The following is a 13,955-nucleotide window of genomic DNA, read 5'->3' as shown; positions in this document are numbered from 1 at the left end:
CTCGTCGACGAGGCCGCCGACGCCGGCCAACCGATGGCGGCTCGGACGGCCTGGCGGATCTGCTCAGCGAACAAGTGGTGGTCCTCGTTCGGCAAGAAGCGTGGCACCAAGACCATCCGATCCGGCCCGCCGATCCACGACGATCTCGTCGCCCGAGACTTCACCGCAGATTCCCCGAACCTGTTGTGGCTCACCGACATCACTGAGCATCACACCGGCGAGGGCAAGCTCTACCTGTGTGCGATCAAGGACGTGTACTCGAACCGGATCGTCGGCTACTCGATCGACTCGAGGATGAAGGCCCGTCTCGCCGTCGACGCACTCGGCTCCGCCGTCGCCCGCCGGGGCGCGGCCGGCGATCAGGTGGCCGGCTGCATAGTGCACAGCGATCGCGGATCGCAGTTTCGCTCACGGAAATTCGTCCAGTCCCTCGGCCTGCATGCGATGGTCGGTTCGATGGGACGCGTTGGTGCGTGTGGCGACAACGCCGCCATGGAATCGTTCTTCGCGCTGCTACAGAAGAACGTCCTCGACCGTCGCCCGTGGGCCACCCGTGAGGAACTTCGGATCGCGATCGTCACCTGGATCGAACGGACCTACCACCGCCGCCGACGCCAGGCCCGGCTCGGCAAGTTGACCCCCGTCGAATACGAGACAATCATGACCACGCCAGCCACTCAGGCTGCGTGACCGAATCTGTCACCCGATCGTGCAGCAGTCCCGGGATCGATCCGCCGGCGGTGTGGGTGGACGCGATTGTGGCAGTGGGACGCGATCTGCAGTGTTTCCGGTACGGGCGCGAGGTGAACCCGGACCAGTTGGTGTGGGAACTGTCCGTCGGCAGCGGCAACGACGTGAGGATCGGCTGGACCGGGACCGCCGGAATCAGTGGGTTCACGTTCTGCGGTGGCACGGACGCGATGGTGGCGGATGCCTCGTTCGCCGAGGCGGCAAGGTCCGTGGCGGACATCGCGCAAACCGAGTTGGCGGGCTACGACTTCATTCAGTGGCCTTCACAGGGGCGGCATCTGCTGCACGCGCGGCGGGTGGACGGTGTGGCGGTGTGGTTCGACCGCCACACCGATCGGGTGGTGGCGTCGATCGGTGCGCTCTGTAATGCGGTGTGGTGACCTCTGGACCTGGTAGCGAGACGGCGATACTGGCGTCGTGAGCATCACACGGTGTAGGGACCTGACGGCAGCTCGGTGGATCGAGGAGCGTCCTGAGGAGTGGAGTCGGCTCGCCGGCCGGGGTCCGGTCTGCTTCGACAGGTACTCGAGGTTGCGGATCATCCCGGACCCGGCGTTTCCGGGGCAACGGGAGACCGACGTGCACGTCGGTCCTGATGCTTTGCACGACACCGACCAGATGGGGGTGGTGCTGGCAGCATTGGCGCCGTATACCGATACGCCTGACGACTGCTACTTCCTCGTCTGGGAGGGATGGCCGAGTTTCCATTCCGAGGGCCTTTTCCCAAGGGTGGCGATCCCCAACCGTGGCTACTACCTGTTCCACGGTTCGCTCGCGGACTTCCCCGACTGGAACACACAGGTCGAGGCACTGCTGGGTGACACCGCATACACGCCGTCGTTCGTGTGGCCGGCGGATCGGGCATGGTGCGTGACGTGTGATGTCGATCCGCACTTCGCCACGATCGGCGGATCCACTGAGGCGATCGCCGCGACCCTGGCCCTCACCGAAGTCGACGTCGTCGTCGACGACCCGGACCTCGAGCCGCCCTACTACTGCTGACACCGGAATCGCCCCGGGCCCGGCGCGGGGGGAGGTGCCTGGCGTCAGGGCGAGGCGTTGTAGCGGTATCCCGATCTCCGCAACTGACGTCCGCGTGCTCCGGCGTTCTCCCGGCTCGCTGTATGCTCTCCCGCAAGGTAGCCCCGCGCCCGATGGCGTCGTCCGTCGGTTTCCCGAGTGCGTGGGGTCTGATGATGAACACCGGCACCGCTGGTAACTCCATTCCTGTCTTCGTTCCCGGGTGGATTCTGGATGACGGGTCCGTTGCTCCACCCGCCCGCGGAGACGTCGTCGACGTCACGCTCACCTTCGCGCCTGCCGATGCCGGTCCTGTTCCGGGGCGATCCCGTCGTCGCGCGAGCATGCGGCCGGCGTACGGGCGCACCCCGGTCGAGCATTCCGACGGCCTGCGCTGGCTGACGGAGATCTCCGGTGACGGCTGGGCCGCGCGGTGCTGGTCGCCTCGACCGGTGACCGGGCGGGTCGAGATCGACGGCAGTTTCGTCGCTGACCTGCCAGCGGGCGAGGACGATCCCGTTCCGGTGCGAGGGCGTGTCCGTCGAGTCCGGTTGGTACGGCAGCGCACCGAGCGCATCCCGTCGGGGGTGCGGGCGGTCGCCGGCTCGGAAATCCTGACCGAGGTGGACGCGGCACCACCTCGAGACCTGTCGGTGCCTGCCCTGCAGGATGCTGACGAATTCTGGTGCGATACAGGGGTGTTGATCGACCTGGATCTCGACGATGTGCCGGTGGTGAAACCGGAGTTCCGGGCGGGCTGGGTGTCGGTGCACGGGAGCGATGTGTGGGTGATGGACCGGACGGATCCGGTGCTGCTGCACGTCGACGCGACGTCGACGCTACCGCGGGTGACCGAGTACCTGATGCCGTTGACCGTCGAGCCACCGTCGGTGGGCTACGCGCGCGCCGTGCACGCCGATGCCGACGGGTGCTGGATCACATCCGTCCACGACGTGTTCCGCTGCGACCGCGACGATTCCACGTCGGTGAGTGTCGAGCGGGTGTGCGCGGAAGGCGGTCGAGGCGTACTCGACGACGGGCAACTTTATCTTCTGCGATGGACCGAACCGATGATGTGTGTGGACCGTCGGCACGGGCCCATCCGGGTGGACGGCGACGCGCACCGGGTGCGGGTTCTCGGTGACGATCGACGCCTACAGGTGGTGGACGATCCGGTGACCATCGGGAGGGTGACGGCATCCGTCGGCCGTCCCGACCGGGCACGCGGCGGCGATGGGAGGCAGTGGGCGGTGCGCGGTGCGCTGCTGACCGCGCGATCCTCCGACGGAGCCACCCGCGAGATCCACCTCGGCACACGGGAACCCGGCACTGTCCGCTGGCGCAAGTCCGACCCGATGACCGACCCGGCGAATGCGGGTCTGGTCCCGATTCTGGGGATACCGAGACAGATTGACGACGACGCGGGTGACAGCCCGCGATGACGATGCTATGGATGATCGAGGACCTCGAAGGGTGGCCGGATCAGCACAGGCACGATCACCATGGCTCTGGCAGTCTGAAGTGGCCCCGGTCGGGCGGCTCGAGTTGGCCCCAGCCGACCCTTATCCGGTGAGGGTGTGACGGCTCGAAGTGGCCCCACCGAGACACGCCCGGGGTGGCTGTTTTCGTCGGTGTGAATCCCGGTGACGGGTGTGGGCGCGATGATCGAGACGACCACACCACCGGCCGTGAGGGGTTCGGGTTGGAGTCTCGGGTGCAACTGTTCGAGGACATCCGCCGCGATGCGCGGTGTGAGGGCCTGTCGATCCGCGCGCTGGCGGCCCGTCATGGTGTGCATCGGCGAACGGTGCGCGCGGCGTTGGAGTCTCCGGTGCCGCCTGCCCGGAAGAGGCCGGTGCGGGTCGCGGCGAAGCTCGAACGGTTCAGGTCGGTGATCGACGAGATGCTGGTCGCGGACCTGACCGCGCCGCGGAAGCAGAGGCACACGGTCACGCGGATCTGGACGAGGCTGATCGACGAGCACGGTTGCGAGGCCTCGTACTCGTCGGCGCGGGACTACGTCGCCCGCCGACGCCCGGAGATCGTCGCCGAGTCCGGGAGGGGAACCGAGACGGCCTTCGTGTTGCAAGAACATCTTCCCGGCGTGGAGGCGGAGGTCGATTTCGGGGATGTGTGGATCGATCTGGCCGGGGTGCGGACGAAGTGTTTCCTGTTCACCTTCCGGCTGTCGCATTCGGGCAAGGCGGTGCACCGGGTATTCGCCTCCCAGGGCAGGAGGCGTTCATCGAGGGCCATGTGATCGCCTTCGCCACGATCGGGGGCGTCCCGACCGGCAAGGTCCGCTACGACAATCTGCGGTCGGCGGTGCGTCGGGTGTTGTTCGGGCGCAACCGGTCCGAGTCGGATCGGTGGATTCTGTTCCGGTCGCACTACGGGTTCGATTCGTTCTACTGCCTGCCCGGTCTCGATGGCGCCCACGAGAAGGGCGGCGTGGAGGGTGAGGTGGGGCGCTTCCGCCGCAACCATCTGGTCCCGGTGCCGGCGGTCGACACCCTCGACGAGCTCAATGCCCGCCCCGCTGCGGCGGACAGGGCGGACGACGGCCGGCGGATCGATACCCGGATCCGGACCGTCGGTGAGGACTTCGCCACCGAGCGGCCCTTGCTGCGGCCGCTCCCGGCCGAGGAGTTCGAGCCCGGCCTGTGGTTGACGCGCGTGGACCGGTACTCGCGGGTCACCGTGCGCCAATGCCACTATTCGGTGCCGATCTACCTGATCGGACGGCAGGTGCGGGTCTCGCTGCGGGCCAGTGAGGTGGTGATCTTCGACGGCCGGCGGGAGCTCGCCCGCCATCACCGCCTCGCCCGCAAGGGCGCACAGACGTTGGTCCTCGACCATTACCTCGAGGTCCTCGCCCGCAAACCCGGTGCGCTACCCGGGTCGACCGCGCTGTCCCAGGCGCGGGCGGCGGGGATGTTCACCACCGACCACGAGGCGTTCTGGGCGCTGGCACGATCGGTGCACGGCGACGCCGACGGCACCCGCGCCCTGGTCGAAGTGCTGCTGCTGCACCGGAACATGGCGCACGCGGATGTGACCGCAGGGCTCCGCGCCGCGGTCGCTGTCGGTGCCGCCTGCGCGGACGTGGTGGCCGTCGAGGCCCGCAAGGCCGCCGCCGACCGGCCCGACGACGCGGTCACCCCCGCTGCGGCGGCACCGTCGAAGGTGGTGTCGATGACCGCACGCAGGTTGACCGATCCGGAGGCTGTGATCGCCGGGCTGCCCCCGGATACGCGTCCTCTTCCCACCGTTGCCCCCTACGACGAGTTGCTGCGGCGACGGCCGCCACCCTCCTCGGACGCCGTCGCTGCACGTGAAGGAGCATCATCATGACCGGGCCGACCCCCACCTCACCGGCCGCCGCACGGCGCCGGCGCGGACTGACCCCCGAAGCCGCCACCACCGCGATCGAGCAGGCCTGCCGCGATCTGCGGCTGCCGACGGTGCGCACCCGGTTCGAGGACATGCTCACCGTCGCCCACAAGGAGCAACTGACCTACGAGGGATTCCTCGCCGACCTGCTGCTCGCCGAATGCGACGACCGCGCTCGCCGCCGCAGCATCCGCCGGGTCAAGGCCGCCGGATTCCCGCGCCAGAAATGGTTGGCGGACTTCGACTTCGACGCCAACCCCAACGTCAACCCGGCCACCATCAACAGCCTCGCCAGCTGCGTCTGGGTCCGCAAGGGCGAACCGCTCTGCCTGATCGGGGATTCGGGCACCGGCAAATCGCACCTGCTGATCGGCCTGGGCACCGCCGCCGCCGAGGCCGGTTTCCGGGTCCGCTACACGCTGGCGACGAAACTGGTCAACGAACTCGTCGAGGCACGCCGGCGTTGACGGGTAGGCCGTGCACAGCACTTCTGACATCTGTGCACTCGACTTCTGAAACTGACACCCGGTGTAACAGCCCCGAGACGGGGAGCCCGCGGCAGATTTCCCAGAATTCTGGGATGGCGCCAGACCCATCTGCGGGACCACGCTGGATGCATGGTCTCCGAGGTCAGGTGCGAGTCAGGTCGACGAGCGGCATCAAGACTTCCAAGCTTTTCGATGGGCCGTTTCCGCTTGGAGTATGAAAATCGAGTAGTTGCCCACTCGTGTGCGCCACAGCGCACGGGTTCACACAGGACCTGCAATCGCTCCAACCACGCTGGGGGTTCAGGTCCGGCGGTAGGAGGAACAACAGCAAGGCAGTCATTCAAACTTGGGGCAACTATCTTCAGCGCTCCCGATGCGCTCAGCCGACGGATGTCGCTTGTTTAGCGGAAGAGACAACCAGACTCAAGAATATGGAGATACCATGCCATATCAAGATCGCTGGCAGAGGTGCGTAAACTGCCAGGTCCTGTTCTTCAACGGGCACGCAGATGGAAACAAGGGTAAGTGTTCCGGATCACCAAATGGTCAAGGCCATTATGCCGGGGGGGATGGCGGCAACTTCAGCTCCTACGAGTTGGCCCACGATGAATGGGTAGAGAGCGCGCAGGACAGTTGGCGCAACTGCTGGAATTGTCAGGCCATGTACTTCGACGGGCACAGCGATGGAAACAAGGGCCACTGTCCGGCAGGTGGCGCCCATGACGGACACGGCAGCGAACCATCGACTTACAACTTCACGCTGCCGTTCAACGTCGCCGACAATGGTGTAAATGTTCGAAACTGGCGCAACTGCTGGAAATGTCAGGCGATGGTCTTCGACGGAGATCCCGACGACAAGGGGCGATGTGCCGCAGATGGCGGCACCCACGAGTGCCACGCGGACATCGCGTGGAACTTCGTCCTTCCGTGGTCACAGGGAATTCACTAGACCAACCCAGCGTGAGAGGGAATTTCACCTAGATGCTAAACCGCCCTGGACGAGGTGGAAGCTCACGCTCGCCCCGATTACTCGGAGCGAGCGTGAGGATGCGGGGCATTCGTGCCGCCATCCTCACGCTCTGTTCTCGCCGGCTCGCAGCTCCGGCTCCCGTTGCCGCAGCTCGGGATCATGCACCGAAGCTGCCTGGGCCCAGTGGTCGGACACTATCAATATCAAGTAGTGAGTACTCGTGCGCATAGCCGCGTTGAGGACCAGGCTTTCGGTTGGCGGGCATTGCCATAGCGTTTCGGTTGGCGGGCATTGCCATAGCATTCGGAGGGTGACATGCAAGGCAGCGAGATCCTAGTCGCATTGCTGGTTCCTGTAGTCACTGCGCTACTCGGTGCATTCGGCATTGTGTTGAGAGATTTGTATGAGCGCCGATCCGAGAGGGGGCGGTACAAGCACGCTTATGATGACGCTGCGCAGAAGGTCGCCTTTGCTAGCGAATGGTGGAAGGCGAAGCAGGAACTCGGTGTGGGCGCCGACGAACTGCAATCTGCACGTGAAACCGCCCAAACGTGGCTTAGGGAAGCGACCACTCTGATCGATCAGTCCGCGCTCCAACCCCGCAGGCAAGAGAATCGATACTCCTTGCCGCGCCGCGCGTTGTTGGCCTACCCGTTCAAAAGCATGTCGGCGCGCCTCCTCCGAATTCTTTACTATCTCATCCTTTTCCTGATGGCGATGGGGGTGGCAACGATCCCGATGATGATCCCGTTGGATGAGTTCAGCGGTGCTGACTACTGGTCTGCCGAACTCACGGGACTGGTCCTCTACTTGCTCGTGGCATTGGGGACTCGGGCGTGGGCGGTTTCAATCGAACAGCATGCTGCAAGACGGCGGGCGAGAGTCCCCACACCAACGTCGAATGTGCCCGGTCATGAGGTGAGGGCTCCCCAAAGCTTCCCGCCGGGGCCCGGCCCCTCTCCGGCAATGGGCTGGTATGGCCGACCAGGGACGGCTCCTGGGACACAGGGACAATACGGCACTCCGCCGACTGGGCGATTCGGGAGGTCGTGAGTACCAGCTAGTGTGCCGGGGTGTCAGCTAACCGGATTCACCAGAAGGCTGAACATTCCCCAGATCCGACCTTCCAGGGCCCCTGCTTGGTGGCATCAGGACTCAGGTCGGGTTCCGCACGAGCGCTACTTGACTGGATGCAGTCCGCAGAACGTGTCAGCGGTCACATAATTCCCCAGGTTGAGGCCTGACTTAGGACATTACTGGCCAGTAGATGCTCTGCCAGAGTCGTGACCTGCATGTTTGATCGGTGGGCGGGTGGGTTTGGGGCACTAACCCGGTAGTGTCCTGGCCGTGACGTACGTGCGGAAGGTGCGCACCGCGTCCGGTGCGGTGGCGGTGCAGGTAGTGCGCAAACACCGAGGTCGGCGGGAGATCGTGGCGCATGTCGGGTCCGCGCACACCGACGCCGAACTGGGGGTTCTGCTCGAGAAGGCCCGCGGCCTCGCCCGGGGTGATCAGGGCATGCTGGAACTCGACGTCCCCGAGCCGACCTCGACGGTGGCGGAGGTCGCCGACTGGACGTCCGGCCAGTTGCCCGCACCCGCAGGTGTGGGTGTCGGTGGGCATGCCCCGGCAGGGCGGACGGGGGGCACCAGCGCTCGCCTGCTCTACGACGTGATCGGATCGGTCTACGACCAACTCGGGTTCGACGAGGTGGACGACGGCGTGTTCCGAGACCTGGTGATCGCCCGGATCGTGGAGCCCACCTCGAAGAGCGACTCGCTACACGTCCTCGACGACCTTGGTGCGAAAGTGATGTCCTACAAGACTGTTCAGCGTCACCTCACGCTCATCGGTGCCGGAGGGTACCGGGACACAATCGCGAGAAAGTGCTTCGAGTACGCCGCGGACACCGGCGGACTGAGTCTGGTGTTGTACGACGTCACCACCTTGTACTTCGAGGCGGAGAAGGAGGACGACCTCCGCAAGGTCGGGTACTCGAAGGAACGCCGCGTCGACCCGCAGATCGTGGTCGGTCTGCTCGTCGACCGCACCGGATTTCCTTTGGAGATCGGGTGCTTCGAGGGGAACAAGGCCGAAACCCACACCATCGTTCCGATCGTGCGGCAGTTCCAGGCCCGGCACGACATCGTCGGGGTGGAGATGGTCGTCGCGGCCGATGCCGGGATGCTCTCTGCCGGCAACCTCGCCTCCCTCGACGCGGCCGGGTGCAAGTTCATCGTCGGGTCCCGGATGACGAAGGCCCCGGCGGACCTGGCGAATCACTTCCATTGGAACGGGGATGTTTTCACCGATGGGCAGATCATCGACACCGTCACGCCGCGGCACGGCAGAAGTATCGTCAACAATGTGCGCAAGCGCGCCGAACCGGCCTGGCGTCCGGACATGCATTCGAGTTCGTGGCGGGCTGTGTGGCAGTACTCGAAGCGCAGAGCGGTTCGCGACAACCAGACACTGAACGCGCAGGAAGCCCGCGCCCGCGCGGTTGTCGACGGTGGTACCGCACCGAAGTCGACGCGGTTCGTCAAAACCACCGCCGGCGGCCGCAGCCTCGACACCTCCGCCCTGGATCGGGCACGCTCGCTAATCGGGTTGAAGGGCTATGTCACCAACATCCCCGCCCCGATCATGGGACCCGGCGAAGTCATCGGCAAGTACCACGACCTCTGGCACGTCGAGCAGTCGTTCCGCATGTCCAAAACCGACCTGCGGGCGCGGCCCATGTTCCACCACACGAGAGACGCGATCGAAGCGCATCTGACGATTGTCTTCACCGCCCTCGCCGTCGCGCGGTGCATCCAGGACCGAACCGGGATCGCGATCGCGCGACTGGTCAAGCAGCTCCGGCCCCTGCGGACCTCCCACCATCGCCATCAACGGTGTCACCGAGGACTTCCCACCCGTGATCCCGCCAGCTGAACTGGAGATTCTTGCCCGGCTCGGCTTCGAATCGGGGCACTAAACGAAATGTCCTAAGTCAGGTCTAAAGGCAGGCGGCGGTACCGCGATTCAGTTACTTCACGGTACTTCGATGTATGCCGACCTGGGCTGGGCCAGTGGTATCTAGATAACAAGGCCCAAATCAAGGCATGGCACCGTGAACAGGCTTCAGCCACGAAGAATTTGTCGTTCAAACCCGTCCTACTGGCGGAGGAGTCGGAAGTAGGCAATGGGCAAGCCGCGCGAACCTTTCCGGCGCCACTCCCAGGGCGGCTCGTTACACCTCCCAATTCCGCAGGTCGCCTCTACGAACGTGGCAAGACGCCGAAGACTTCGCCGAAGACTGGATGCGTAAGCACGGATATTCAGATGCGATGAAGACTCCCCAGGGGCCGACGGTGGTATCGACATAACCTCCACACGCGCAATTGCCCAAGTGTGAAGCACCATGCAACGAAAGTTCCGCTCCACGAGATTCAGCGCCTCAACGGCATCGCTCATGCGGAAGGAAAAGAAGCGATCTTCTTCTCTTTAAGTGGCTATACGAAGAAGGCCAAAGAGTGCGGTGACCTCCACGGCCTCCGCTGCCTCAACCTATCGTGCGCGGAGCTAGTGGAGCAGACGAACGCCTACACATCAATCCGAAGATTCTGCTGGAATCCAAACACCGTCAGATCGAGGTATCTCTATATTCTCAAGTTGACTGTGCAATGCTGCCAGTTCAGGCTTCACCTCATTCCTTACACTCCGGCGCACTCCACGCAGCGCGTACGCCTTTCCAGACGGTAGGACAAATAATCCAATCACGATGAAGAAAATCGGCAACAGCATCAACGGAAACAGTGGACGGTAGTAGTTAAGTATCGCACCGGGCGGAATATCCGGATCGGCGGGGAGCGAACTTCCAGGTTCGAGCATTTCGTCCATAAGCCGATCAGAGAATGGGTTCCATACCAATTGGTCCGCATTGTTCAACCCAAGGACATAGGTACTGAACATTCGGTTTGCCAGCCAGACGAAAACTAGGACTCCAAGCACCGTCAACAGCGCAGCCGCTATGTTCCTAAAAAGATAAGTTCGCGGTCCGGTCTCACTGAGTCCATATGCCTTGACTCGCACCCGAGCGTAGTTCTGGATCCACGCTTTCATCTTATCGTCCTCAATAAGCTTAGCTATTTCGAGGTCGTTCTTGATTGATTCCCATCGTCCATGACGGCGAGAGTTGAATCGCGCCACCCAGGTAGCTGCGACAGCGGCGATGAATGCACCACAAAGTGTGGCGGCAGGTGCCCAGGCGCTCCAGTTCATGGCCGGAACTTACACGGACCGTAAAATTTGGGCGACATCTCGCGAGTCATGCACTGGTCACGCCACGGTGCCCTTCGTGCGCTTTATGACGACATCAATCAGGGCGAGGGAGTCCGGGCCGGCAACCACGATTCAGGAACGACTCGACGGACCCTGAATCAGGACGAGACAATAGCGGTAGAGCGACGTATTCGGCTGTGACGGATGCTGGTGTAATGTAGTCCTCTTCGTCTTCGGACGGAGTCAGTGGAGCGATGATTGATGTCGGAACACAAGCAGCTGCAGCCCCCGGACTATCACCGATGCATGGACACGGTTTTCCGGTCACCTACTGCGTGTCGGGAACTACTGCACAGACTGGCGACCACGACCGAGGCGGACCTGCGGGCGAAGTGGTCACCGTGGAAGGACCAGGACCCGCCGCCGCACGGGCCGAAGGTGAAGGCACAGGTCCGCCCGGAGATTCAGCTGATGATGGCCGAAGCGGCGCTGGCGGGTGAGCGTGCAGGGGAACAACGACTTTGGCGTGAACTGTACGACCTGATGGGAATCCCCCCGATGCAGGAAAGCCCCGCTGAACTCATCTTCTGGATCCGAACGAGAATCGAACGCCTCGAGAAGCGGATCGCGGAACTCGAAGGGACAGCCGCCGACGACAGCACCTCGGGAGCGTGAGTGCGATGCCTGCGGACAGGACACACCGAGCTGATTCGCGCGGACACCAGCATCGATCTGACTCCACTTCACCAGCATCTGGCACCGGTCATCGAGGCCACCGAGCTAACTTCAGATCGGGCCAAGACGATTAGAGCTCCGAGCATCGAACTCGATGATGTGAACCCTCACGATCTCGGGGTGGTACAGCGATCCGCGTCGTACCTGGGCACGTTCGACCGGACCGCCGGTACCTCGTTGATCCAGGTGGCGATCTACGCGCGCCCCAACGATCCATGGATCAACGGTGGCCCTCCGTCCCCGGTCGAGTTGCCTCTTCGTGAGCAGATCGCGTGGGTAAGGGTGGTGCTCGGTGAACTGGCGGACTACGCGTACCGGGTTGTCACCGAGATGCGCACGCTGCGGGATCAACCCGGATTCTTCATCGTGCTCGTCGACCGGACGGGACGGCGCGGCTCGCACCGAGTGACTTCGCGTGGCTACTTGTCAGTGGCGGCGGGCGGTGCGCGTATCCCGAGAAGCTGGTTCCCGAGAATGAGTGCCGCGTTGCATCCGCGGGTCGGTCCCGGGCCGCCCTACCGTGCCTGCACCCGGGGGGCTCGCTCCCCCGGTCGGCCACGTCTCGGATACGTTCGGTGTCACGGCTCATACATCGGTGATGCCGGGGGACCGAAGTCCGCGGCGACCTCCGGGGCGTCGACCTCGAGCACTGCGTAGGCGACGCGCGCCTGCGTCAGTACCTGCTCCGGATACGGTTCCCCCGCCGATTCACACGCCTTCGCCACCGCCAATGCAGCCTCGATGGCCGCGGCCTCGTCGCCGAACACGAACGCCTGCACCTGATACAGGTAACTGGATGCGCGAGTGGTCATCACTCAACGGTAGAACCTGCCCCGGCTGATCGCGTGCCACCCACACCGAGCGCACCGACCCCCAGCACCGTCCCAGACTGCCACTGCCCGCGGATCGTGTGCGGACGGAAGATGTGTGGTGCGTGATCTGCGCGATTGCGGATCTTGTCGGTGCCGTGTGGAAGATCTATCCGTTGTCACCGGTCACCAGAAAGGCACTCATGCGTCTGACTCGTCTCGGCACCGTCACTGCGTCCGCGGCGCTCGCCGCGGTCAGCGTGACCCTGATCGGCTGCGCTCCCCCCGCTGCAGATGTCACCGCTGCGGACACTGCCGAACCCGAGACGGTGCTCGCCTCGGATGTCACCTCGCAGGCATGGCAGCTCACCGCCGCCGACGTCGAGCAGGCCACCGCGGTGCTCGGCACTCTGCCGGTCAAGGGCCGGGCCCCGAAGACCGGATACACCCGTGACGAGTTCGGGCCGGCGTGGACCGACGACGTCGACGTCGCTCTCGGCGGCAACAAGTGCCCGACCCGAGAAGACATCCTGCAGCGGGACATGACCGACCTCGTTCTCACCGACGACGGCAAGAACTGCACCGTGCTGTCGGGAACTCTCCTCGACCCGTACACCGCCACCACGATCAACTTCGTTCGCGGCAAGGACACCTCGACTGCGGTGCAGATCGACCACGCGGTCGCCCTGTCGAACGCATGGCAGACCGGGGCGCAGCAGCTCACCGAACGCCAACGCCGCAACTTCGCCAACGACCCCCGTAACCTCATCGCTGCCGACGGGCCTACCAACGCGGCGAAGGGCGACGGTGACACCGCCAGTTGGCTTCCGCCGAACAAGTCCTTCCGCTGCCGGTACGTCGCGATGCAGATCGACGTGAAAGCCACCTACGGGCTGTGGGTGACCCAGGCAGAAAAGGATGCAATGGCAGAAGTTCTGCGCACCTGCGATGTCCCCGCACCCGAGCCGGCACCGGCGCCCGCGCAGGTCACCTACGGCTCCTGCGCCGACGCACGAGCCGTGGGAGCAGCACCGCTCTACGCCGGACAGCCCGGATACAGCCGTAACCTCGACCGCGACGGCGACGGCGTCGCCTGCGAATAGGGTGCTCACGATGTCGCCCTCAGCGCCTGACCGTCAGTTCCGGTGGAACCATCGGCAGGATGTCAGCGTCCAATCTGGTGTGACCGATGACGAACGCATCCGGATCGCCGAGCAGTATTTCGACGGCGACCCCGCCGTGCTGGCACGGCTTCGGCGTGACCCCGACACCCGTGCGGTCCTCGACGCGCTCGATCTCGTCGCCTGGGATCTGGCGTTGCTCCGCGACGAGATCAAACGCCCGCCGGCACGGCACCACCGCAGGCAACAATGACCGCCGATCGGTGAGCACCACCGAGACCGAGAATCTCGCCCGACGACACCCCGCCCTCTCCCCTGCTGGCGCCCCCGGCCCCAGCCCTCTGCTGGTAACCGGGACTATGGCGCACCTGCTGCCGGTGGACTCACCGCCGGGTGCGGTGGC

General features: G+C 64.5%; 10 protein-coding genes and 3 pseudogenes. 11 read left to right on the top strand and 2 right to left on the bottom strand.

Features of this window, described 5'->3' with window-relative positions; translation table 11 throughout:
* From ACFYVR_RS23520 to ACFYVR_RS23485, 8 genes and pseudogenes are all read left to right on the top strand, one after another.
* Nucleotides 1–690: IS3 family transposase (locus ACFYVR_RS23520; protein WP_387477743.1), on the top strand; the 690-nt coding region annotated here is incomplete at its 5' end.
* Nucleotides 687–1,130, top strand: a complete 444-nt coding sequence (locus ACFYVR_RS23515) for a hypothetical protein (protein WP_387477740.1) — start codon at nucleotides 687–689, stop codon at nucleotides 1,128–1,130. The genes ACFYVR_RS23520 and ACFYVR_RS23515, both read left to right, overlap by 4 nt.
* 37 nt (nucleotides 1,131–1,167) lie before the next feature.
* Nucleotides 1,168–1,752: a hypothetical protein gene (locus ACFYVR_RS23510; RefSeq protein ID WP_387477738.1), complete on the top strand. Its 585-nt coding sequence runs from the start codon at nucleotides 1,168–1,170 to the stop codon at nucleotides 1,750–1,752.
* 362 nt (nucleotides 1,753–2,114) lie between these two features.
* Entirely contained in the window at nucleotides 2,115–3,212 is a 1,098-nt protein-coding gene (locus ACFYVR_RS23505) for a hypothetical protein (protein ID WP_387477736.1), read from the top strand.
* Between the two features lie 260 nt (nucleotides 3,213–3,472).
* A pseudogene (gene istA, locus ACFYVR_RS23500) lies at nucleotides 3,473–5,124 on the top strand (IS21 family transposase).
* A pseudogene (locus ACFYVR_RS23495) lies at nucleotides 5,121–5,618 on the top strand (ATP-binding protein); the annotation flags it as partial. The pseudogenes istA and ACFYVR_RS23495, both read left to right, overlap by 4 nt.
* A 475-nt stretch (nucleotides 5,619–6,093) precedes the next feature.
* Nucleotides 6,094–6,600 (top strand): hypothetical protein, encoded by a 507-nt coding sequence (locus ACFYVR_RS23490; protein ID WP_387477734.1) that lies wholly within the window; start codon nucleotides 6,094–6,096, stop codon nucleotides 6,598–6,600.
* A 1,368-nt stretch (nucleotides 6,601–7,968) separates the two neighbouring features.
* A pseudogene (locus tag ACFYVR_RS23485) lies at nucleotides 7,969–9,601 on the top strand (IS1634 family transposase).
* Between the two features lie 614 nt (nucleotides 9,602–10,215).
* Here the strand turns inward: ACFYVR_RS23485 and ACFYVR_RS23480 are convergent.
* Nucleotides 10,216–10,887, bottom strand: coding sequence for a hypothetical protein (locus ACFYVR_RS23480; protein WP_387477732.1), 672 nt, complete (start codon nucleotides 10,885–10,887; stop codon nucleotides 10,216–10,218).
* A 438-nt stretch (nucleotides 10,888–11,325) separates the two neighbouring features.
* On the opposite strand from ACFYVR_RS23480, the gene ACFYVR_RS23475 reads away from it, so the two are divergent.
* On the top strand, nucleotides 11,326–11,562 hold the full coding sequence (locus tag ACFYVR_RS23475) for a hypothetical protein (protein ID WP_387477731.1): 237 nt from the start codon (nucleotides 11,326–11,328) through the stop codon (nucleotides 11,560–11,562).
* Nucleotides 11,563–12,200: 638 nt separating this feature from the next.
* Here ACFYVR_RS23475 and ACFYVR_RS23470 read toward each other — a convergent pair.
* On the bottom strand, nucleotides 12,201–12,434 hold the full coding sequence (locus ACFYVR_RS23470) for a hypothetical protein (protein ID WP_387477728.1): 234 nt from the start codon (nucleotides 12,432–12,434) through the stop codon (nucleotides 12,201–12,203).
* Nucleotides 12,435–12,634: 200 nt separating this feature from the next.
* On the opposite strand from ACFYVR_RS23470, the gene ACFYVR_RS23465 reads away from it, so the two are divergent.
* Together ACFYVR_RS23465 and ACFYVR_RS23460 are read left to right on the top strand one after the other, a co-directional pair.
* Nucleotides 12,635–13,534, top strand: a complete 900-nt coding sequence (locus tag ACFYVR_RS23465) for a DUF1524 domain-containing protein (protein ID WP_387477725.1) — start codon at nucleotides 12,635–12,637, stop codon at nucleotides 13,532–13,534.
* 79 nt (nucleotides 13,535–13,613) lie between these two features.
* Nucleotides 13,614–13,805 (top strand): hypothetical protein, encoded by a 192-nt coding sequence (locus tag ACFYVR_RS23460; RefSeq protein WP_387477722.1) that lies wholly within the window; start codon nucleotides 13,614–13,616, stop codon nucleotides 13,803–13,805.
* Nucleotides 13,806–13,955: the final 150 nt, after the last annotated feature.

The organism is Rhodococcus sp. NPDC003318 (assembly GCF_042879035.1).
Classification (GTDB): Bacteria; Actinomycetota; Actinomycetes; order Mycobacteriales; family Mycobacteriaceae; genus Rhodococcus_G.
This window is presented reverse-complemented; position numbering and strand designations above follow the sequence as displayed.

Coding starts and splice junctions, on each gene's coding strand:
- ACFYVR_RS23505 (WP_387477736.1), top strand. CDS start 2,115: ATGCGGCCGGCGTACGGGCGCACCCCGGTCGAGCATTCCGACGGCCTG.
- ACFYVR_RS23490 (WP_387477734.1), top strand. CDS start 6,094: ATGCCATATCAAGATCGCTGGCAGAGGTGCGTAAACTGCCAGGTCCTG.
- ACFYVR_RS23480 (WP_387477732.1), bottom strand. CDS start 10,887: ATGAACTGGAGCGCCTGGGCACCTGCCGCCACACTTTGTGGTGCATTC.
- ACFYVR_RS23470 (WP_387477728.1), bottom strand. CDS start 12,434: ATGACCACTCGCGCATCCAGTTACCTGTATCAGGTGCAGGCGTTCGTG.
- ACFYVR_RS23465 (WP_387477725.1), top strand. CDS start 12,635: ATGCGTCTGACTCGTCTCGGCACCGTCACTGCGTCCGCGGCGCTCGCC.